The 19905-nt window shown below is 71.0% G+C and carries 20 protein-coding genes; 11 read left to right on the top strand and 9 right to left on the bottom strand.

The annotated features are described in order from the left end of the window. Positions 1-46 precede the first annotated feature (46 nt). The 3 genes from D452_RS0126885 to D452_RS0126875 all read left to right on the top strand — a co-directional run bounded on the left by D452_RS0126885 (position 47) and on the right by D452_RS0126875 (position 2301). Positions 47-949 carry a DUF4429 domain-containing protein gene (locus D452_RS0126885; protein ID WP_017547235.1) on the top strand — a complete coding sequence of 301 codons (903 nt, stop codon included), beginning with the start codon at positions 47-49 and terminating at the stop codon, positions 947-949. 42 nt (positions 950-991) lie between these two features. Further along, on the top strand, positions 992-1948 hold the full coding sequence (gene pip / locus D452_RS0126880; protein ID WP_017547234.1) for a prolyl aminopeptidase: 957 nt from the start codon (positions 992-994) through the stop codon (positions 1946-1948). Positions 1949-2109: 161 nt separating this feature from the next. Next, positions 2110-2301, top strand: coding sequence for a ferredoxin (locus tag D452_RS0126875; RefSeq protein ID WP_017547233.1), 192 nt, complete (start codon positions 2110-2112; stop codon positions 2299-2301). Here the strand turns inward: D452_RS0126875 and D452_RS0126870 are convergent. Further along, positions 2285-3550, bottom strand: coding sequence for an NAD(P)/FAD-dependent oxidoreductase (locus D452_RS0126870; RefSeq protein WP_017547232.1), 1266 nt, complete (start codon positions 3548-3550; stop codon positions 2285-2287). The genes D452_RS0126875 and D452_RS0126870 overlap by 17 nt on opposite strands. 135 nt (positions 3551-3685) lie before the next feature. Further along, on the bottom strand, positions 3686-4648 hold the full coding sequence (locus tag D452_RS0126865) for an asparaginase (RefSeq protein WP_017547231.1): 963 nt from the start codon (positions 4646-4648) through the stop codon (positions 3686-3688). Between the two features lie 200 nt (positions 4649-4848). Here D452_RS0126865 and D452_RS0126860 point away from each other — a divergent pair, with 200 nt between their 5' ends. Then, positions 4849-5772, top strand: coding sequence for a 3'-5' exonuclease (locus D452_RS0126860; protein ID WP_017547230.1), 924 nt, complete (start codon positions 4849-4851; stop codon positions 5770-5772). Positions 5773-5796: 24 nt separating this feature from the next. Here the strand turns inward: D452_RS0126860 and D452_RS0126855 are convergent, their stop codons facing one another. The 3 genes from D452_RS0126855 to D452_RS0126845 form a co-directional block, all read right to left on the bottom strand. Next, on the bottom strand, positions 5797-6051 hold the full coding sequence (locus D452_RS0126855; RefSeq protein ID WP_017547229.1) for a hypothetical protein: 255 nt from the start codon (positions 6049-6051) through the stop codon (positions 5797-5799). A 164-nt stretch (positions 6052-6215) separates the two neighbouring features. Further along, positions 6216-6872, bottom strand: a complete 657-nt coding sequence (locus D452_RS0126850; RefSeq protein WP_017547228.1) for a TetR/AcrR family transcriptional regulator — start codon at positions 6870-6872, stop codon at positions 6216-6218. A gap of 71 nt (positions 6873-6943) precedes the next feature. Further along, the gene (locus D452_RS0126845) at positions 6944-7618 is read right to left on the bottom strand and encodes a biliverdin-producing heme oxygenase (protein WP_026129712.1); all 675 of its coding nucleotides are present in this window, start codon (positions 7616-7618) and stop codon (positions 6944-6946) included. 451 nt (positions 7619-8069) lie between these two features. Between D452_RS0126845 and D452_RS0126840 the strand changes: the two genes are divergently transcribed. The 7 genes from D452_RS0126840 to D452_RS0126810 all read left to right on the top strand — a co-directional run bounded on the left by D452_RS0126840 (position 8070) and on the right by D452_RS0126810 (position 15925). Beyond that, a complete protein-coding gene (locus D452_RS0126840) occupies positions 8070-9323 on the top strand; it encodes a PP2C family protein-serine/threonine phosphatase (RefSeq protein WP_017547226.1) in 1254 nt (417 codons plus the stop codon). Further along, positions 9320-11290 (top strand): ATP-binding protein, encoded by a 1971-nt coding sequence (locus D452_RS29110; protein ID WP_017547225.1) that lies wholly within the window; start codon positions 9320-9322, stop codon positions 11288-11290. The genes D452_RS0126840 and D452_RS29110 overlap by 4 nt, the downstream gene beginning before the upstream one ends. Positions 11291-11314: 24 nt before the next feature. Further along, positions 11315-11749, top strand: coding sequence for a response regulator (locus D452_RS0126830; protein ID WP_026129711.1), 435 nt, complete (start codon positions 11315-11317; stop codon positions 11747-11749). An 82-nt stretch (positions 11750-11831) separates the two neighbouring features. Next, a complete protein-coding gene (locus D452_RS0126825; RefSeq protein ID WP_017547223.1) occupies positions 11832-12359 on the top strand; it encodes a low molecular weight protein-tyrosine-phosphatase in 528 nt (175 codons plus the stop codon). A 4-nt stretch (positions 12360-12363) separates the two neighbouring features. Continuing rightward, entirely contained in the window at positions 12364-13302 is a 939-nt protein-coding gene (locus D452_RS0126820) for a fructosamine kinase family protein (protein WP_017547222.1), read from the top strand. 88 nt (positions 13303-13390) lie between these two features. Next, positions 13391-14497 carry a Gfo/Idh/MocA family oxidoreductase gene (locus D452_RS0126815; protein ID WP_017547221.1) on the top strand — a complete coding sequence of 369 codons (1107 nt, stop codon included), beginning with the start codon at positions 13391-13393 and terminating at the stop codon, positions 14495-14497. Between the two features lie 69 nt (positions 14498-14566). Further along, entirely contained in the window at positions 14567-15925 is a 1359-nt protein-coding gene (locus tag D452_RS0126810) for a four-carbon acid sugar kinase family protein (protein ID WP_017547220.1), read from the top strand. A 62-nt stretch (positions 15926-15987) separates the two neighbouring features. Here D452_RS0126810 and D452_RS0126805 read toward each other — a convergent pair whose 3' ends face one another. From D452_RS0126805 to D452_RS0126790, 4 genes are all read right to left on the bottom strand, one after another. After that, entirely contained in the window at positions 15988-16869 is an 882-nt protein-coding gene (locus D452_RS0126805) for an alpha/beta fold hydrolase (protein ID WP_026129710.1), read from the bottom strand. A gap of 51 nt (positions 16870-16920) precedes the next feature. Further along, positions 16921-17268: a DUF4873 domain-containing protein gene (locus D452_RS0126800; RefSeq protein WP_017547218.1), complete on the bottom strand. Its 348-nt coding sequence runs from the start codon at positions 17266-17268 to the stop codon at positions 16921-16923. Then, positions 17265-18791, bottom strand: coding sequence for a flavin-containing monooxygenase (locus tag D452_RS0126795; RefSeq protein WP_026129709.1), 1527 nt, complete (start codon positions 18789-18791; stop codon positions 17265-17267). The genes D452_RS0126800 and D452_RS0126795 overlap by 4 nt, the downstream gene beginning before the upstream one ends. Before the next feature lie 262 nt (positions 18792-19053). After that, on the bottom strand, positions 19054-19905 hold an 852-nt coding region (locus D452_RS0126790; RefSeq protein WP_017547216.1), incomplete at its 5' end, for an AurF N-oxygenase family protein.

Here is a 19905-nt window from a genome sequence, read left to right as displayed (position 1 = left end):
GCAGCAGGTTCAGAAATTTCCCATCAACGATCTAGGATGGTGTCCCATGGAGGAACTGCACGGACACCACGCCATCTGGCGCTTCGACGAGGAGACGGTGCGCATCGGTTTCGGTACCGGTCGCAGGGTTCCGGCCCTGTACAAGGCGCTGGGACACTGTTCCGTCCCGTTGGCCGCCGTCCGTGACGTGGAGTTCGATCCGGGCGAACGCAAGCACGGGTGGCGGATCCGGCTGCGCCTGGTGGAGGGGGCCGACCCCTACGCGCCCCTGGAGACCGCGGGTGCCGGTGGAGCCGCGACACCGCTGGTGCTGACCGGCCCCCACGAGCGGGAGCTGGTCGCCGAGTACTGTGCCGACCGGATCACCGAGTCGGCCCGCTACGCCCGCGAGACCCTCACCGGCCCGCTGGACCTCGCACAGGTCGCCAGAGCCCTCGTGGTGGGCCTGCCCTACCAGGCCCGTACCGGGGAGGGGGCGGTCTCCTTCGACGGGGACCGGGTGCGCCTCATGTGGGACGGCTGGATGGCCAGCACCGCGAAGGGGCAGGAGAAGTCGCGCGAGTTCCCCCTCTCCGAGATCGAGTCCCTCCAGTGGTTCCCCCAGCGCGACTTCGACGAGGGATTTCTCCGGGTCGTGCTGCGCGGGGTGACCATGCCCGAGGCCTCCGGGCTGGAGAACGACTTCTTCACGCTCGCCTCGCACGGCCTCAAGGGCAGTGAGGAGAGCCTGTTGATGGCCGCCACCGTCAACACCCACATCGCCCTGGCCAGGGGGGACACCGCAGAAGAGCCGGCGGCCCGAGCCCCCGAGCTGGAGGCGGCGGCCCCCGCCGAGGGCAGTGACGAGATCTTCGCCAAGATCCGCGAGCTCGGCAGCCTCCACGCCGAGGGGCTGCTGACCGACAGCGAGTTCAGCAGCAAGAAGGCCGAACTCCTCGACCGGCTCTGACCCGGAACCACCCAGCCACGCACACCACGAAAGGGCCATGCCTTGCGCACCTTGTACCCGCCCATCGAGCCCTACGACTCGGGCACGCTCGACGTCGGCGACGGACACCGCGTCTACTGGGAGCTGTGCGGCAACCCGACGGGCAAGCCTGTGGTGTTCCTGCACGGAGGCCCTGGCGGCGGTTGCACCCCCGACCACCGACGGCTCTTCGACCCGGAGCGGTACCGCGTCCTCCTGTTCGACCAGCGCAACTGCGGCCGGTCCACCCCGCACGCCAGCCGGATGGACGCCGACCTGTCCACCAACACCACCTGGTCGCTGGTCGAGGACATCGAGCGGCTGCGCGAGATGATCGGTGTGGACGCCTGGCAGGTCTTCGGCGGTTCCTGGGGCAGCTGCCTGGCCCTGGCCTACGCCCAGAAGCACCCCGAGCGCGTCACCGAGCTGATCGTGCGCGGCATCTTCACCCTGCGCGACCAGGAACTGCGCTGGTTCTACCAGGAGGGCGCCTCGAACCTCTTCCCGGACCTGTGGGACTCCTACCTGGAGCCCATCCCGGAGGAGGAGCGGGACGACCTGATCAGCGCCTACGCCCGCCGTCTGGAGTCCCCGGACCGCGAGGTGCGCCTGGAGGCGGCCCGTGCGTGGAGCGTGTGGGAGGGGTCGACGATCACGCTGCGGCCCAACCCGACGCTGCGGGAGCACCACGCCGACGAGGACTACGCGCTGGCCTTCGCGCGGATCGAGAACCACTACTTCCACAACAGGGGTTTCCTCAGCCCCGAGCAGCTCATCAAGGGCGCCGAGACCATCCGGCACATCCCCGGCGTGATCATCCAGGGGCGCTACGACGTGTGCACACCGGTGCGTACCGCCTACGACCTGCACCGCGCCTGGCCGGAGGCGGACTTCCACATCGTCGACGACGCGGGCCACGCCTTCAGTGAGCCCGGCATCCTCGACCTCCTCATCGAGGCCACCGACCGCTTCGCCAAGTAGCGGGTGGGGTCGCGCCCGGCCGGGCGCGACCCCACGCCGACAGCCACAGCGGGGCGGCCGGAAGCGGGTCCCGGGCGGACGATCGGCCACGCGGTGGGATGTGGTGAGGGTGTTGCCACCCGCAGACCCCAGGGGCCCACGGCCCAGGAGAGAAGGACGACATGCGAGTAGAGGTCGACTACGACCAGTGCGAGAGCAACGCCCTGTGCATGGCCGCCGCCCCCGAGGTGTTCGAGGTCAGGGATGACGACTTCCTCTACCTCCTGACCGAGGAGCCGGGCCCGGAGCTCCGCGAGAAGGTCCTCAAGGCGGAGCGCCTGTGTCCCAAGCAGGCCGTCACCGTGACGGGGTGACCCCCGCCGCGGCCAGCGCCTCGTCCCAGGTGGTGGGTTTCTCCAGCAGGCCGCGGTAGCGCATGGTGCGTGGGGTGGAGCGCAGCCCCAGCACACCGGTGAGCATCCCCCCGCGCCCCAGGAACGCGACGAACTTTCGGTCCTCCGGCGAACCGTGCACGAAGCTGACCTGATTCGCGGGCGCGCCCTGCCCGAGGAGCTGAATCTTCTTCCGGTACTGGTCCGACCAGAAATAGGGCACCGGGGTGAACGGTGTCCGACCCGATCCGGCGAGCAGATTGCTGGCGGCCGCCTCGCCCTGCTCGCTCGCGTTGGTCCAGTGCTCCAGCCGGATCCGACCGCCGAAGCGCGGGTGCGGCCAGTTGGCCAGGTCTCCGACCGCGTACACGTTCGGCACCGAGGTCGCGGAGTACTCGTCGCACACCACCGAGCCGTCGTCGAACAGCCCGACCCCCGAACCGCGAAGCCACTCGGTGTTCAGGTGCACACCCACACCGGCCACCACCAGGGAGGCGTCGATCGCGGAGCCGTCCGCCAACCGGACCCGCTCCACCCGTCCAGCGCCCTCGAACCCGCTCACACCCACACCGAGGCGCACGTCCACGCCGTTCTCCCTGTGCAGGTCGGTGAGGACCTCGCCGATCCGGGGGTCGACCACCCGGGTCAACGGAGTGGACGCCGCCTCGACGAGCGTGACCTCCATCCCCACGGCGCGGGCGCTCGCGGCCACCTCGGCGCCGACGAACCCGGCACCGACCACCACGAGGTGCCCGGAGGAGTCGAAGGCCGCCCGGACCGCCTCGGCGTCGTCCAGGGTGCGCAGGACGTGCACGCCCGTAAGGTCGGTGTCCGGGCGGCGCGCCCGCGCCCCGGTGGCCACGATCAGCCCGTCGTAACGCAGCGCGCCCCGCTCGCCGGGGCCCTCCACACGAACCTCCCGTGCCGCGGCGTCCAGTCCGACCACCCGGGTGCTGGGCCGGAAGTCGAGGTCGAGACCGTCGATGACCGAGTCCTCACGCAGTTGGAGCGCCCGGTGCCCGACCAGCCAGCCCGGGTCGCCGCCGGTCGGTTCCAGACCGACACCGGTCAGGGCCTCCTTGGACAGCGGGGGCCGGGAGTAGGGCCGGTGGGCCTCCTCCCCGACCAGGGTCAGACGCCCCTCGTACCCCCGCTCACGCAGGGCCTCGGCCGCGTGCAGGCCAGCCATGCCCGCACCGGCGATGACGATCTCGTTCAGGGTGTCCGACACCGATCTCTCCTCCAGTCGTCCCGTTGTCCCGGGGTCCTCCGCACGCACGTCCGCCCTCTGTCCCACCCGGCGCCCTCCTGCCCGTCCCAGGTCCAAGGGCGGCGAACACGGGCCGAGGCGCCATCGGAGCGGGAGCTACAGGGCCCGCACCTCACCGACGGTCGCCCCGCCGCCGCTCACGGGGGTGGTCAGACGGTCGACCACCGGGCTCACGTCCACGCCCAGGGCACGCAGGGCGGTCAGCCCGACCACCACGCGGGAACGCTCCTGGGCGTCACCGTCGCTGATCTTGACGGCGACGGTCTCGCCGGTGGGCGCGTTGAGCACGAGCACGCCGTCCGCGCCGATCTTGGAGACCAGGCCGGGCAGCCGGGTCATGAGGTCGGTGTCGACGCGCTCGGGGCCCGACACGTACTCGGGGTGCGCGCTCATCGCCTCGATGATGTCGTGCTCGTGCGTGCCCTCCGGAGACAGGCGCATCCCCTGGACGCCCCGGGCCAGACCGGCGAGGGTCACGGCCAGCTGGGGCGCGCCACAGCCGTCGACGGCGGTGTGCGCGATCGTCTCCCCGCACATGTCCTCGATGGCCTCGCGCACCAGCAACTGGAGGGGGTGCTCCGGGTCGAGGTAGTCGTCGGTGCTCCAACCCCCGGCCACACAGGCGGCGAGCATGCCCGCGTGCTTGCCGGAGCAGTTCATGTACCGGGGCTCGGGCTCGCGCCCCGCGGCGACGAAGGCCCGGCGTGCGGTGGGGGAGCCGGGGGCCTCGGGCGGGCACCGGAGGGCGTCGGTGGTGAGCCCCACGGAGGTCAGGATCCGCTCGGCCTCGGCGGCGTGGAACTCCTCGCCGCCGTGGCTGCCCGCCGCGATCGCGAGGGAGGGGCCGGTCAGTTCGGCGCCCGCGCGCAGCATGGCCAGCGCCTGGAAGGGCTTGGCGGACGAACGGGGGAACATGGGGTCGTGCACGGGGCCGCGCGCGTAGGCGATCTCGCCTTCGGCGGAGAGACCGATCACCGCTCCGTAGTGCACGCCCTCGCGCATCCCGGACCGGACGACCTCGGCCAGGGGGGCGTAGCTGGGCAGCGGTGACTGGTTCATGCGGCTTCTCCTCGCCGTTGAGGCTGTGCGGTGAGTGCCCGTTGGTGCCGGACACGCGTCAAAACGTACACACCCCCCTCCTTCTTCCCGTCCGCCGGTGTGCCGTCCGTGAACCCCCACGCCGTGGGGCGGTCGGTGTCGGGCACGGGCAGTAGGGTCGTGAACCGACGTTGATCGACCACAGGGAGTAGGGACAGACGATGGGAACGCTGCGGACGGGCGCACTGACCCGGAGAAGGGTCGGCACGCGAGCGGCGGACCTGGAGTACGCGGTACTCGACGTCGAGACGACCGGGCTCGACCCGCGCGAGGGCGCGCGGCTGGTCGAGATCGCCGTGGTGCGGGTGCGTGGGGACGGCACCCTCGTGGAGGAGTTCAGCACCCTGGTGGACCCGCGGGCACCCGTCAGCGGCCAGGAGTTCCACGGGATCGGGGAGGGCGACGTCGTCGGTGCCCCGCGCGCGGAGTCGATCGTGCCCCGGATCGCCCAGCTGCTCTCCGGCGCCGTGGTGGTCTGCCACAACCTGGACTTCGAGGAGCGCTTCCTCTCCTCCGAGCTGGTGCCCGCCGGGCTGCCGCGCGGGCTCTCGGGGCTGTGCACGCTGCGTGCCCTGCGCTCCCAGCTGGACCTGCCGCGCTACTCGCTGCCGCGCGCCACCCACCTGCTGAGCGGGGAGTGGCCCACGGGTCAGCACACGGCGCTCGGCGACGCGCGTGCGTGCGCCCGACTGCTCGTGGAGATGATCGCGAACGCCCCCGGCGAGCTGCGCTACACCGGCCCGGAGCCCCGCGTCCTTCGGGTCGACGTGTCCCCGCACGAGGACGCGCTCCTGGAGGAGCCGGTGCGCTGGAAGCCGCGGACCACCCCGTCGCCCGGCGGACTGGACCCCTTCAACACGTGGAAGGCGCGCTGGCGCGGTTCCGAGCTGGACGCGGCGCTGTGCGGCGGCGCGTTCCGTGCCACGGAGCGCGTGGTCGCGGAGTCCGCCGCACGGCGTGAGTTCCGGCTGCGGAGCCGGGTGGCCGCGGTCGCGGCGGTGACCGGAGGGATCGCGGCCACCGTCGCGGGCGGTCTGCTGGTGCGCATGGCCGGAGGTCGCGGCCTCGGAGGTCGCGCGAACTGAACCGGCCGGGTCCGGCCGGTTCGGTCAGAGTCCGGACAGGCTGAGGAAGAACGCGACGATCAGCGCGCTTCCGCCCACCGCGGTGAACAGGGCGCGCCCCTGTTCGGTCAGTCGGGCGGAGACCAGGCACACCCGTGGGGGCACGCTGGTCCGCTGGGCGGTGGCGACCCCACCGGCGGAGCGTGGATCGGGGAGGCGTCCGGGCACGAAGCGGGGCACCTTGTTGAAGAGGGCGATCGACACCAGGGTGGCGCCGACGGCGATCAGTGTGAGGGACACGAGAGAGGAGGGCCTAACTGAACTCGGCGGCGGTCGGATGGGTACGCCCGGGTGGGGGTCGGGCAGTGCGGGTCGTTCCCCGCCTCCGTCGCTTCATGCAGTGGGGCGTTGGCCGCTAACGGCCAGCATCCGATTAGAACCGGACCCTTATTACTGAGGGTGTTTCAGTCGGAACTCTGGGTGTTTTCGTGGGTGGTCGAGGGCAGGATCGTGTCCACCGTTTCGGTCCTCACGCCGAGGGCCCGGAGCACGAAACGGGTCACCAGAGCGTGCGTGCCGTCGATGTCGACCTCACCGTTGACCAGGGGCAGCCGCTGCGAGCCCACCATGGACAACGTGAGCCCCGCGACGCGTTCGGAGGGCAAGCGGTCGAACTCGCCTGCGGCGGTCCCCTCCTCCAGGATCTCGGTGAGCAGGCGCTGCATCGGAGCCACGTGCGCGGCCAGTGCCTGGTAGGCGTCGGGTCCCAGGCTGGCGCCCAGTTCGGCGGCGGGCGGGTGCGGGTGCGCGACGATGCCTTCCAGCTGGAGGCGGACGAAGGCTGACAGGCGGCGGGCGGCCGAGACCCCCGAGGGGAGCTCGCGTTTGTAGCGTTCGACGAACGCGGTGCTGACCTGCTCGGTGAAGGCCAGGAGCAGCGCGGGCTTGTCCGGGAAGTAGTTGTACAACGCGGTGCGGGTGATACCCGCCGCGTTGGCCACGTCGGTCATGGAGATGCGGTCGATCCCCTGTGACCTGGTCAGCTCCTCGACGGCGTCCATGATGCGCTCCCGTGTGCGGGCACGGTGAGCGGCGATGGTCGGAGCCGTGATCTTGGGCATGACTCCTATGGTGGCACGCCAGGGGAGTGCCGAACGTTCCCCGAGGCGCGGCCGGGGGAGGCGGGGGCGGGTCAGGCGTACCGCCTGCCGAGGTCGGCGAGGACCTCGGTGTTGAGCTGGTAGGCCAGTCGGGTCTCGCGGACGAGGAAGTCGGCGGTGCGTTCGTCGAGGTCCAGGGAGTCGAGGCGCTCGCGGTACCCGGTGCGGAACCTGGGCAGGCTGCCGAGGGAGTCGAAGACGTAGAAGGCCACACCCGCGTCATCGGTGAGGCCGTACGCCCCGGCCGCGATCCGCCGGATGAACTGTCCGCCGGAGACGTCGCCCAGGTAGCGGGTGTAGTGGTGCGCGACGAAGCCCGCTGGGTGGTCGGCCATCTGCTCGATGCGCGCCACGTAGGTCCGGGTGGCCGGGGTCGGGGCGACGCGGTCGCGCCAGTCGGCGCCGAGCAGGTGCGCGAGGTCCGTCTCCAGTGCGGGGACGCGTTCCAGTTCGGGGTAGTGGAACCGGCCCGCCACGGGGTCGCCGACCAGCTCGCGGCCGACCCGCTCCAGGGCGACGTAGGCGAAGTAGTGCTGGGCGACCATCGCGGTGTAGCCGTCGAGGGGGAGTTCGCCCTCGGTGAGGGCCTTGGTGAAGCCGTGGTGTTCGGCGGCCGCGTGGTCGTTCCAGGTGGCGGCCTTCAACCTCGCGGAGAACGGTTCGGCTGTGGGGTCCGCCGTCGTGGGGGCCTCGACCGTGGCGCTCATCGTCACCTTCACCTCTCTTTCCGGGATCTTTATGACATGATGTCATTTAGGTGGCTCGGGTTGTCAAGATTGATACGACACCCTGTCAGAAAAAATGTGACACAACGCCCACTCGAAGTGTCCTGCGTCACAGGCTTCACGTGCTTTCGCACGCGCACCCGCACGCGCTGACCACCTGCGCGACCCCCGAGCCACGCCGGGCGGCCCCACCCGCTCGACCCTTCCGACACGCGCGCACGAGGGAGGTTCCGTCCCTCGGCGTTGGATGTGTCTCGTCTCGTCCGCTGGTCAACTGGTCGCCGGGGCGTTTATCGTTTGGATGTCGTGCGGTCCGAAACACTGGTGGGACCCGAGGTGTCCGCCTCGGAACCCGGAGTGACGGGCCCCCACGGCACAGTGGACCTTGAGGCGATGAGTGGATACCAGGAGAACAGGGCACGATCACTCGACGGTGATCGGCGACGACGCGGCCCGAGCCGCCGACGGCGCTGCGACAGACGGCAGCGCCGCCCTGGGTGACGACACAGTCCTGGACGACCGGGTGGAGGCTACTGTCGAATCAGTTGACGTCCTGCTGATCGAAGACGACCCCGGCGACGCCTTCCTCGCTGAGGAACTCCTCGCGGACACCGCGCTGGCCACCAGGATCACCTGGGTCTCCACTCTCGCGGCCGCCCGAGAGCACCTCAACGGCTTCCGTGGCTGTGTGCTGCTGGACCTCAACCTCCCCGACGGGCACGGCCTCGGCCTCCTGCGCGAGGTCCTCGAAGGCGCTCCCTCCGCCGCGGTCGTGGTCTTCACCGGCCTCGACGACGAACACGAGGGCATCGCCGCGGTCGCCGCGGGCGCCCAGGACTACCTGGTCAAGGGCCAGGTGGACGGCTCCCTGCTGGCCCGCAGCCTGCGCTACTCCCTGGAGCGGCGCCGCGCCGACGAGAACGCACGCCAGCTGCGCGAGGCCCGCATGCGTGCCCGCGAGAACATGCGCCTGGAACGCGGCCTGCTGCCCCAGGTGCTGCTCGACGCCTCGCCCCTGAGCCACCGCGCCTACTATCGGCCCGGCCGTAAACGCGCCCTGGTCGGCGGCGACTTCTACGACGCCGTCGAGAAGGACGGCACCACCCACGTCATCATCGGCGACGTCAGCGGCCACGGACCCGACGAGGCCGCCCTCGGCGTCAGCCTGCGCATCGCCTGGCGCACCCTGGTCATGAGCGGCGTCGCAGAGGAGCGCGTCCTGCCCAACCTGGAGGACCTCCTGGTGAGCGAGCGCGCCCAGGAGGAGATGTACGCGACGCTGTGCATGATCAGCCTCGACACCGGCAGCGACCGCGCCCGGGTGCGCGTCCTCGGACACCCGCCGCCCATGATCGTCACGGACGGGGTCGCCGAGGAGATCCAGGCCGCCCCGCAGCCGCCCCTGGGCGTCTTCCCCGTCGACCAGGACGAGTCGACCGAGGTCGTCCTGCCCAAGGGCTCCAGCATGCTCTTCTACACCGACGGCCTGGTTGACGCCTACGACGGCGGGCCGCCCGCCCGCCTGGAGGTCGCGGGCCTGCGCCGGATGGTGAACGGGGTCCTCAGCCAGGGCGTGGCCCTGTACAACCTGCCCGAACACCTGGTGGACGAGGCCGAACGCAGTAACGGAGGCCCGCTCCAGGACGACGTGGCGATGCTGCTCATCAACCACGGAGAGCCGGAGTGAGCCCCACCGGGGAGGAACACCACGCCATGGACACCGAGTCCCGGATCACGGACGCCCAGGACGAGGGACCGGAACACGGGGAGGGGGCCCGGACGTCCGTCGGCGGCGCCCCCTTCGTGAACGCCTCCCCGCGTGAGCGCGTCCACTCCAGCCGCCATTCCTGGAGCCTGCGCCGCAGGGTCACCAGCCTCCTGACGGTGGTCGCCGTCGTCCTCGTGGTGGCCGTCTCGGTCATCACCCTCGCGGCCTTCCAGGCCAGGGACTCCCTGGTGCTCCAGGTCGACTCCCTGACCCCCGGGCTGAGCACCGTCGAGCAGACCCGCTCGGCCTACCTCAGTCAGGACCACGCCCTGCGCGGCTACATCCTCACCGGGGACCGGGACTTCCTCCAACCCTTCGTCGAGCAGCGCATGTCGCTCGCCGAACACCGGAGCGCCCTGGCCACCCTGGCCGAGGAGAACCCGGACATAGCACCCAAGGTCAACGAGCTCATCGAGGCCGGTGACGTCTGGAGCGAGGAGTTCGCCGAACCCGTCCTGGAGGAGGTCCGCAGCGGAGACACCCCCACCCAGGAGGACCTCCAGCGCGGGCGCGTGCTCTTCCTGGAGCTCAACCGGGCCGCCGACGCCACGACCAACTACCTCGCCAACGAGATCCAGGAGGCCCAGAGCGGCCTGACCCTGGCCACCCAGCAGGTCGTGGCCCTGCTGGTGCTGGTCGGCCTGGTCGTGGTCTTCCTGTCGGTCTTCCTGTGGGTCATGCTCCAGCAGTGGGTGCTGCGCCCCTTGGAGGAGCTGGCCGGGCACATGCGCCAGGTCTCCGAGGGCTACTACGCCCACCGCATCTCCCTGCACGGGCCGCCCGAGATCGTCCAGCTCGGCCAGGACGTGGACGCCATGCGTGAGCGCATCGTGCAGGACCTGGACGAGGTCGCCTCCGCGCGCCGCAAGCTCCAGGAGCAGTCCACCCTGCTGGAGCACCAGACCGAGGAGCTGCGCCGGTCCAACCTGGAGCTGGAGCAGTTCGCCTACGTCGCCTCGCACGACCTCCAGGAGCCGCTGCGCAAGGTGGCCAGCTTCTGCCAGCTGCTCCAGCGCCGCTACCACGGCCAGCTGGACGAGCGCGCCGACTCCTACATTGACTTCGCGGTCGAGGGCGCCAAGCGCATGCAGACCCTCATCAACGACCTGCTGGCCTTCTCGCGGGTCGGGCGCACGAAGAACTTCGCCCCGGTCGACCTCAACGTGGCCCTGGACGACGCCCTGAGCAGTCTGGAGACACGTCTGGAGGAGGCGGGCGCGGAGATCTCCGGCGATCCCCTGCCCACCGTCCAGGGTGACCGCACCCTGCTCACCCAGGTGTTCTTCAACCTGGTGGGCAACGCCGTCAAGTTCCGGGGCGAGGACGCGCCCAAGGTGCGCCTGAGCGTCGAACGCCAGGGCGACGAGTGGGTGTTCTGCTGCGCGGACAACGGCATCGGTATCGAACCGCAGTACGCCGAGCGCATCTTCGTCATCTTCCAGCGCCTGCACACCAGGGAGAAGTACACCGGCACCGGCATCGGCCTGGCGATGTGCAAGAAGATCGTGGAGTTCCACGGCGGTCGCATGTGGCTCGACACGGGCGCCGAGAACCCCGAAGGGGCCGAAACCACCGGCGGCACGGACTCCGGACGGACCGGAACCCGCATATGCTGGACCCTGCCCGTAGACACAGAGGCGGAGAAGGAAGAGTCGGTTCCCGTGGAGGGAACCGAACCGACCGACGACGTCGATAACGGAGTCGAGGGCACCGAGGTCGCCGAGCCCGCCCCCACGGACGAGGCACCGACGGCCACACGAGAGTCCGGCGGCACCGAGCCGGAGACCGAGTCCCCCACGGGCCAAGAACCCGAGGGGGAACCGCGTCCCCTGCCCGGCGGCGCTGGCGGTACGGTTCCACCCGGTCACGGGGCGGGACCCGTATAGGGGTCTGGAAGCTTGAGCGAGGTCATGTTGGTGCATCCCATTGAGGTGCTGCTGGTCGAGGACGACCCCGGGGACGTCCTGATGACCAAGGAGGCTTTCGAGGAACACAAGCTGGGCAACCGGCTGCACGTGGTCTCGGACGGCGTCGAGGCGCTCCGCTTCCTGCGTCGCGAGGGCGAGTTCGCCGACGCCCCCCGCCCCCACCTGATCCTTCTCGACCTCAACCTGCCGCGCAAGGACGGCCGGGAGGTCCTGGAGGAGGTCAAGAACGACGACGACCTGGCGCACATCCCCGTCGTCGTGCTCACGACCTCGGAGGCCGAGGAGGACGTGCTGCGCAGCTACCGCCTGCACGCCAACGCCTACGTCCCCAAGCCCGTGGACTTCGAGCAGTTCATCCGGGTCGTGCGGCAGATCGACGACTTCTTCGTGACCGTGGTGAGGCTGCCCAAGGGCTGAACCGTGAACGGACCGGGGACGGAACCGGCACTCACCGCGCCGGATCGGGTGGGTGTGGCGGTTTTTCGTTACGGTTAGGGGCATGAGCCTGCCGGAACCGCGTGACCCCACTGGTCCCTACCGTGTCAGCGTCGTGTGCCTGGGCAACATCTGCCGATCGCCCATGGCCGAGAAGGTGCTCACCGCCGACCTCGAACGCGCCGGAATGAACGACCTCGTACGGGTCGACAGCTCCGGCACGGGCCACTGGCACATCGGCGACGGGATGGACTCCCGCGCCTCGGCGACCCTGCGTGTGCACGGGTACCTCACCCACCACACCGCCCGTCAGTTCGACCCCGAGGACCTGGCCACCCGGGACCTCGTCCTCGCCATGGACCTGGACAACCTCGAGGACCTGAGCCGGGTCGTCGAGGAACGCGGAGCCGAACTGGGCTTCGACCCGGACCGGCTCCGCCTGTTCCGCTCCTTCGCGCCCGGCGGCGGCCCCAACCCTGAGGTCCCCGACCCCTACTACGGGGGGGACGACGGGTTCACCGCCGTGCTGAATATGGTCGAGGCCTCGTCCAAGGGCCTCACAGGGGAACTCGTCACCCGGTTGCGGGGCTAGTCGCATGGACAGGGAGCCGATCGTGCGGTCCTTCGGGGGTACCGGAGACGGGCCGGGCAGACCGGGCCGTGACCCGCAGACCGGCACCCTCGCCGACCGGGTCGCGGCGCTGCTGGACACCGAGGTCCGCCGCGCCGCCAAGGCGGGGACCAGTCATGACTGGACCCTGTCCTACGTCGAACTGGCCGACGGCACCCGGCTGTTCGTGAAGTCCCAGTCACGCGGGCCCGAACCGGCCGGCGCACTGGCCGCCGAGGCGCGCGGTCTGGAGTGGCTCGGCCGGTGCTTCGGCTCCCCGGTGCTCCAGCCCCTGGGCTGGGACGAACGCCTGCTCGTGCTGCCTCTGGTGGAGCAGGACGAGCCCACGCCCGCCGCGGCCGAACGGCTCGGCCGGCAACTCGCCGGAACCCACCTGACCGGGGCGGACGCCTTCGGCGCGGACTGGCCCGGCTACATCGGTCCGCTACCGTTGGACAACACGCCCGCCCGGCACTGGCCGCGCTTCTACGCCGAACAACGGTTGCGCCCCTACCTGCGCCAGGCACTGGACCAGGGGGCGCTCACGCCCACCGACGCGCGGGCGATCGAGCGGGTGGTCGACTCCGTCGAGGAGCTGGGAGGGGAACCCGAACCGCCCGCGCGCATCCACGGGGACCTGTGGAGCGGCAACGTGCTGTGGCGTTCCCGCGACGCGGTGCTCATCGACCCGGCGGCGCACGGCGGCCACCGTGAGGCCGACCTGGCGATGCTGGCGCTGTTCGGCCTGCCCCACCTGGACCGGGTCCGCGACGCGTACAACGAGGTCGCCCCGCTCTCCGCGGGCTGGCGCGGCCGGGTGGCCCTGCACCAGCTGCACCCGCTCCTCGTGCACGTGTGCCTCTTCGGCGCCGCCTACCGGACCACCGCCCTGGAGGCCGCGCGGACCGCCTTCCGCTCCACCTGACGCACGTGGGCGGTGCGCCGGTCCTCACCGTCGCCCGGCGGGCGGGTCCGATCGCCCGGCGGGTTCGACGGAGCCGTACATTGGGGGCATGGCTGACACACCCACCAGCCCTGATCAGGGCGCCTCCGGACACGACGGACCCGAGCTGCACGTGGCCCTGGTCGGCTACGGCAAGGGCGGTGAGGTCTTCCACGCGCCGCTCATCGACGCCGTACCCGGACTGCGCCTGTCCGCCGTGGTCACCGGCTCCGCCGACCGCGCGCGGGCCGCACGGGAGCGCTACCCGTGGATCACCGTGTACCCCACCGCCGCCGACCTGTGGGCCGACGCCGGGAGCTACGAGGTGGCGGTCGTCAGCACCCCCAACGACACCCACGCGCCGCTCGCGCGGGCCGCGCTGGAGGCGGGGCTGGCCGTGGTCGTGGACAAGCCCTTCGCGCTCACCGCACACCAGGCCCGGGAACTCACCGACCTCGCCGACAAGCTCGGCCACGTGCTCACCGTCTACCAGAACCGCCGCTGGGACGCGGACTTCCTCACCCTGTGGCAGCTGATCGAGGAGGGAAGCCTGGGGCGGGTGCACCGCTTCGAGTCGCGGTTCGAGCGCTGGCGGCCCGAACCCAAGGGAAGCTGGCGCGAGACCGGCGGCGTGGACGCGGGAGCGGGGCTGCTGTACGACCTCGGCCCGCACCTGATCGACCAGGCGGTCAACCTGTTCGGCCCGGTGTCCACCGTCTACGCGGAGATCGACGCCCGCCGCACGGGTGTGAACGCCGACGACGACGTGTTCCTGTCCCTGGGGCACGAGCGGGGGACCCGCTCCCACCTGTGGATGAGCGCCCTCAGTGCGCAGACCGGCCCCCGGTTCAGGGTCCTCGGCGACGAGGCCGCCTTCACCAGCCGCGGACTGGACGGCCAGGAGGCCCGGCTGACCGCGGGTGAGCGCCCGGACGCCGCCGACTGGGGCGTGGTGCCCCGGGAGGACTGGGGCCTCCTCGGCAGCGACGGCCGGACCGAACCGGTGCCCAGCGCACGCGGCGCCTACCCGGAGTTCTACGCCGGGGTGCGTGACGCCGTGGGCGAGGGCGAGCCACTGCCGGTCGACCTGCACGAGGTCATCCACGGACTGGAGGTCATCGAGGCGGCCCGCCGCGCCGCCCGGACCGGCTCGGTGGTGCGCCTGCCAGCCACCTGACCGGCCCCCGAACCCTCACCTTGGCCCTATGTTGGAGTGCAGGGTTTTCCACATCGAAGGAGCAGCGCCGTGGCCCAGGTCCTCGTGGTCGCCGATGACCTCACCGGAGCCAACGCCACCGGCGCACGGTTCGCCCGCACCGGTATGCGTGTGGCCACGGTGACACCCGAGCACGTCAGCCGGGTCGCCGGGGACTACGACGTGGTGGTCGCCAACCTCGACAGCAGACACGTCCCCGCCGAGCAGGCGGCGGACCTCGTCACCGACGTCGTCGAAGCCGTGTGGCCCGTGGGTCTGGTGGTCAAGCGCACCGACACCACGCTGCGCGGCAACGTCGGCGCGGAGATCGAGGCCACCTACACGGCCGTCCGCGAGCGCCTGCCCGCCGGGACCCGCGTCCGGGTGCTGTTCGCCCCGGCCTTCCCCGGCTCCGGGCGCATCACCGAGGACGGCGTGCAACTGCTCGACGGGGTGCCGCTGGAACGCAGCGAACTGGCCCTCGACCCCCTCTGCCCGATGACCACCAGCGTGGTCTCGGACATCCTCCGGTCCCAGAGCGACCTCGCCGTGCGCCACGTGCCGCTGAGACGGATCACCCAGGAGATGCTCACAGCAGAGCTCCTCGCCGGGGACGAGCCGATCGTGCTCTGCGACGCCAGCACCGAGCAGCACCTCACCGACATCGCCGAGGCCGCTGCCGCCGCGCACCACGCCGAGGGGATCGTCTGGGTGGCAGTGGACCCCGGCCCCACCGGGGCACTGCTCGCCTACGCCCTGCGCCTGCGCGGCCAGGCCGGTTCGCGGGGGCCCCTCCTCGCCGTGGCGGGGAGCACCACCGACCTCACCCGCCGCCAGCTCGCCACGGTGGCCCGCACCGGAGCCGTCCGCTTCGTGGACCTGGACGCCGTGGCGCTCAGCGATCCCGACAGCGACCACGCCGACCAGGTGGCGCGCGAGCTCACCGACCACCTGTCCTCTTCCGGCTTCCCCGAACTCTGCGTGCTGAGAGTGGTCACCACCGCCGAAGGAGTCCGCGAACTACCCGCCCACGCCCGGGCCGAGCTGCCCGGCCGCGTCGCCCGCATGGTGGCCGACGTCGTCAACGAGCTCGCCGACACAGTGGGGCCCCAGGCACTGCCCAGCGGCCTCTACCTGACCGGTGGCGATCTGACCGCCAGCCTGCTGGACGAACTCGACGTGCACGCCTTCGACGTGGGCGGGGAGATCGTCCCGCTGGCCGTCCACGGCCACCTCAGCGGAGGCCCGCTCGACGGAACCCCCGTCGTGGCCAAGGGCGGCCTGGTGGGGGACGACATCACGCTGGTCGAGTGCCTGGCCAAACTGCGCCGGTCGGTCCAGGCCCGCCTCCACCAGGTGCACTCCGAGGTGTCGGAGCACGTGATCCCCACCGGCGGCCGCGAGCACTGAACAGGAAGGGGCGCGGTGCCACCTCTGCACCGCGCCCCGGTATGCGGGCAGCCCTAGGCCTCCTAGCTGATGTGGCTGGCGACAAGCTTCCCGAGCAGGTCAGCCAGGGTGCCGGGGGCCTCCAGCGGACCCATGTGGCCGAGCCCCGGGATGATCCGGACCTCCACCGGGTTCTGGACCAGACCACCGATGTGCCGCGCGTGCCACGGGGGAGTCAGCTTGTCCTCCTCCCCGCCCACCACGAAGGTGGGCACCGCGATCTCCCGCACGGAATCGTCCAGGTGGAGCTGGGTGATGACGCGGCCCCACTCACTGCGGGGAACACTGGCGCACCCGTGGACGAGCCGGGCGCAGAGCCGTTTGGCGGCCGGGCTGCTCCTCTTCCCCATGACCAGGAACCGGAGCACGTTGGCGCTCCCGGCGTTGGCCGGCCCGAGGGGGAGCGGAGTGGTCAGGAAGGCCCTCGAACCGAGTCTGCCGAGCGCCCCGGGCAGCGGGATCGCGGTGGCCCGGTCGGCGAGCTCCGTGCACCCGGTGTTGGTGAGGAGCACCGCCCCCACCTTCTCCTTGAAGGTCGCACGCGGCCCGGAGGCCATGATGGTCATCCCGCCCATGCTGTGTCCGGCGACCACCGCTTTCCGGCCGGAGGGAACGGTCGCCTCCAGGACCGCGCACAGGTCGTCGGCCAGTTTCTCCGGCCCGTACCCCGCCCGGGTGAGGGGGGTCTGACTGCGGCCGTGCCCGCGCTGGTCGTACAGCACCACCCGGAGGTCGGGGTCGAGGTCCCGTACCACGGGGCCCCAGGAGGCCAGGGACGTCGACCAGCAGTGGGAGAGCACCACGGTCGGTCCGTCCGAGGGACCGCGCACCTCCACGTGCAGTCGGGTGCCGTCCGCGGAGCGCACCCGGAGTTCCTGTGCCTGTCCCACGTGTCGTATCGCCATGGGGGGTCTGCCTCTCACTCGGGGGAAGTCAGGTCGGGTGGGCGCGGGGCCTCAGTCGTCGTCGAGGTCGATGCGGGGGACGGCGAAGGGCGGCGTGCCCGACCCGTTCACGGGGTGCCCGCCCCACAGGTTGGGGGTGTCCAGCCTGCCGACACCCTCGTGTCCGTCGGGGGTGCGCACGACGACTGTACGCGCACCCTGCTCGTAGGCCCTGGTGAGGCCCGGCTCCGGGGAGAGGCGTCCCTTCCACCGGTAGTCGCCGGTCAGCGGGGAGAAGTGCCCGGCGAAGTGCGCGCGGACCTCGAAGCTCCCCGCGTCCGGGTCGTCGGAGGTCTCCTGGAGCAGTCGGACCGTGACGGTGCCCTGGTACTCCTCTTCCTCGTCGTCGAATCCGCTCATGTGGCCGCTCCTTCCGGGACCCGGCTCGGGCGCCGTCCGCCGGGGGCGCGGCGCAGGTTGTAGTTGTGCGGGTCGAACCAGCGGGTACGCAGCGCGAAGTTCCAGGTGAAGGTGGGCCACAGCGTCGTGTTGCGGCCCTGCTCGTTCAGGTACCAGCTGTCGCATCCGCCGGTCACCCACACGGTTCCCCGCATGGATCTGTGGACCATCTCGTTGTAGGCGCGCTGGGCCTCGGGCCGGGGCTCCAGGCGGTCGACCCGGTTCTTGCAGGCGAACTTGAGCGCCTGCATGGTGTAGCGGATCTGCGCCTCGATCATGAACACCTGCGAGGTGTGCCCCAGGCCGGTGTTGGGCCCGGCCAGCACGAACGCGTTGGGGAAGCCGTTGACGGTGGTTCCCCGGAAGGCCTGGACGTCGGAGCCCCAGTGCTCGGCCAGGGAGCGCCCCGAGGAGTCGTACACGCGGTGCGCGATGGGCGGGTCGGTGACCTGGAAGCCGGTGCCGAGGATGATCGTGTCCACCTCGTGCTCGGTCTCCCGGCCGGAGGAGTCCCGGGTGACCACGGAGTTCGCCCGGACCTCGGTGATCCCGTCGGTGACCACGTCCACGTTGGGCCGCGCCAGCGCTGGGTAGTAGTCGTTGGACATCAGGATGCGCTTGCACCCGGCGCGGAAGGTCGGGGTGAGCTTGCGCCGGAGTTCGGGGTCCCTCACACTCCGGTTGATGTTGGCCCGGCCGAGCCGCTCCACCACCCCGAGCAGCCTGGGGTTCTTCGCGAACCCGAGGATGTAGGTCTCACGACCCCAGTAGATGCTCTTGCGGGCGACCTGCTGGGCGCCGGGGACGTTCCGGTACAGCCAGCTCTCGGCCTTGGTGATGTCCCGGTCGTGGCGGAACATCACCCACGGGGCGGTGCGCTGGAACAGCGACAGCTTCCCCACGAGCGGCTGGATCCTCGGTACGAACTGGATCGCGGACGCACCGGTGCCGATCACCGCCACCTTGCGCCCGGTGAGGTCGTGGTCGTGGTCCCACTCGGCGGAGTGGAAGAGCCTGCCCTCGAAGGAGTCGAGGCCCTTGATGTCCGGGTAGGTGGGGTCGGCGAGCGGTCCAGCGCCACTGACCAGGAACTGGGCGGTGACGGTGCCGCTGGAGGTCTCGATCCGCCAGCGGTTGGCCTCGGGCTCCCAGCGGGCGGTCCGGACGTCGCTGTCGTAGCGCACGTGCCGGTCCACGCCGTGTTCACCGGCGACCCGCTTCATGTACTCCCAGATCTCTGGCTGCGGGGAGAAGGTGCGGCTCCAGTCGGGGTTGAGCGCGAAGGAGAAGGAGTACAGGTGCGAGGGGACGTCGCAGGCGGCTCCCGGATAGGAGTTGTCGCGCCAGGTCCCACCCATCCCGTCGGCCCGTTCGAGGATGACGAAGTCCCGGAGTCCGGCCTGCGTGAGGCGCACAGCCATGCCGATCCCGGCGAACCCGGAGCCGATGATGGCGACCCGGTGGTGCGGCACTGTTTCGGTCACGATGTTGTTCCCTTCGTACGGGCTCGGTGCGGCCCTGGACGCTGGTGTACCGACCGGTAAGTATGGGCCCCCGGGGAACGTGGCGCGTTACGTTCCCCGGGGGGGAGGGGGTCGGGGGCTGAGCGCGTGGCGCGTTCGCTCTCAGCCCCCGACGTCAGGGCCGCCGCCGGAAGACGTGGCGCGTTGCGCCTTCCGACGACGGTGTTCGGGGGAGAGGTGGTCCTCTCGTGGGTCGTGGCACGGGTGCCACGGTGGGACGGTACTAGCGGCCGAGCAGCCCGGCCTTCTTCCAGAAGTACCGGCCCAGGCCCGTGATCGCACCCGCGGTGTCCAGCGTGTCGACCACCTTGCGGGCGGCCCACGTCTTGGTCTCCACCCAGTGCGGGTTGCCCTTCGCGACCCGGGAGGCCTCCTTCGGGTCCAGCCCGACCTGCTCGTAGACCTTCGGATTGATGAGCCGGGTCGCGGAGTAGTACGTGACCAGCCCCAGCACGATCCGGCTGTAGGCCTTGTTCAGGGCGCCGCGCTCGGGCCAGTCGCGCTGGAACTCCTCGCGGGCGTAGCGCATGTGGCGCGCCTCCTCGGTGACGTGGATGCGGGCCACGGAACGCACCAGGGGGAGGATCTGCTCGTCCGGGACCGCCTCGCGCTGGAGCTGGTCCAGGACCTCCTCCACGAAGAGCGCGCCCGCGAAGATCAACGGTCCGTGCGCGATCGCCTTGAACACGCGGCCGAGGTGGAAGGTGACCGGGTCGAGACGGTGCGCCTCCCAGCCGAGCTTCTGCACCATCTTCGCGAACATGACCGTGTGGCGGCACTCGTCGGCGATCTCGGTGTAGGCGTACTGGACGTGGAGGCTCGTGGGGTCGTTGTGGTAGGCGTGCCGGACCAGCATCTGCATGAGGATCGTCTCGAACCAGATGCCGATGGTGGCGACGCTGGCGACCTCCAGCCGGGAGAGCTCCTTGCGCTGCTCGTCGCTGAGCTGGTCCCAGAGGTGGGTGCCGTAGAGGGAGATGCGCTCGGGGCGGATCGCCCACATCTCGGGGTCCACGGGGGCGTCCCAGTCGATCTCGACCAGGGGGTCGAAGGAGGCCTTGGCGGAGCCGCGCAG

This window comes from Nocardiopsis prasina DSM 43845 (assembly GCF_000341265.1).
GTDB classification, from domain to species: Bacteria; Actinomycetota; Actinomycetes; order Streptosporangiales; family Streptosporangiaceae; genus Nocardiopsis; species Nocardiopsis prasina.
This window is presented reverse-complemented; position numbering and strand designations above follow the sequence as displayed.

Excerpts from the sequence above, each read along its gene's own strand:
- D452_RS0126830 (WP_026129711.1), top strand. The coding sequence starts at position 11,315 with ATGTTGGTGCATCCCATTGAGGTGCTGCTGGTCGAGGACGACCCCGGG.
- D452_RS0126885 (WP_017547235.1), top strand. The coding sequence starts at position 47 with ATGGAGGAACTGCACGGACACCACGCCATCTGGCGCTTCGACGAGGAG.
- D452_RS0126860 (WP_017547230.1), top strand. The coding sequence starts at position 4,849 with ATGGGAACGCTGCGGACGGGCGCACTGACCCGGAGAAGGGTCGGCACG.
- D452_RS0126805 (WP_026129710.1), bottom strand. The coding sequence starts at position 16,869 with ATGGCGATACGACACGTGGGACAGGCACAGGAACTCCGGGTGCGCTCC.
- D452_RS0126815 (WP_017547221.1), top strand. The coding sequence starts at position 13,391 with ATGGCTGACACACCCACCAGCCCTGATCAGGGCGCCTCCGGACACGAC.
- D452_RS0126825 (WP_017547223.1), top strand. The coding sequence starts at position 11,832 with ATGAGCCTGCCGGAACCGCGTGACCCCACTGGTCCCTACCGTGTCAGC.
- D452_RS0126875 (WP_017547233.1), top strand. The coding sequence starts at position 2,110 with ATGCGAGTAGAGGTCGACTACGACCAGTGCGAGAGCAACGCCCTGTGC.
- D452_RS0126820 (WP_017547222.1), top strand. The coding sequence starts at position 12,364 with ATGGACAGGGAGCCGATCGTGCGGTCCTTCGGGGGTACCGGAGACGGG.
- D452_RS0126845 (WP_026129712.1), bottom strand. The coding sequence starts at position 7,618 with ATGAGCGCCACGGTCGAGGCCCCCACGACGGCGGACCCCACAGCCGAA.
- D452_RS0126850 (WP_017547228.1), bottom strand. The coding sequence starts at position 6,872 with ATGCCCAAGATCACGGCTCCGACCATCGCCGCTCACCGTGCCCGCACA.
- D452_RS0126800 (WP_017547218.1), bottom strand. The coding sequence starts at position 17,268 with ATGAGCGGATTCGACGACGAGGAAGAGGAGTACCAGGGCACCGTCACG.
- D452_RS0126865 (WP_017547231.1), bottom strand. The coding sequence starts at position 4,648 with ATGAACCAGTCACCGCTGCCCAGCTACGCCCCCCTGGCCGAGGTCGTC.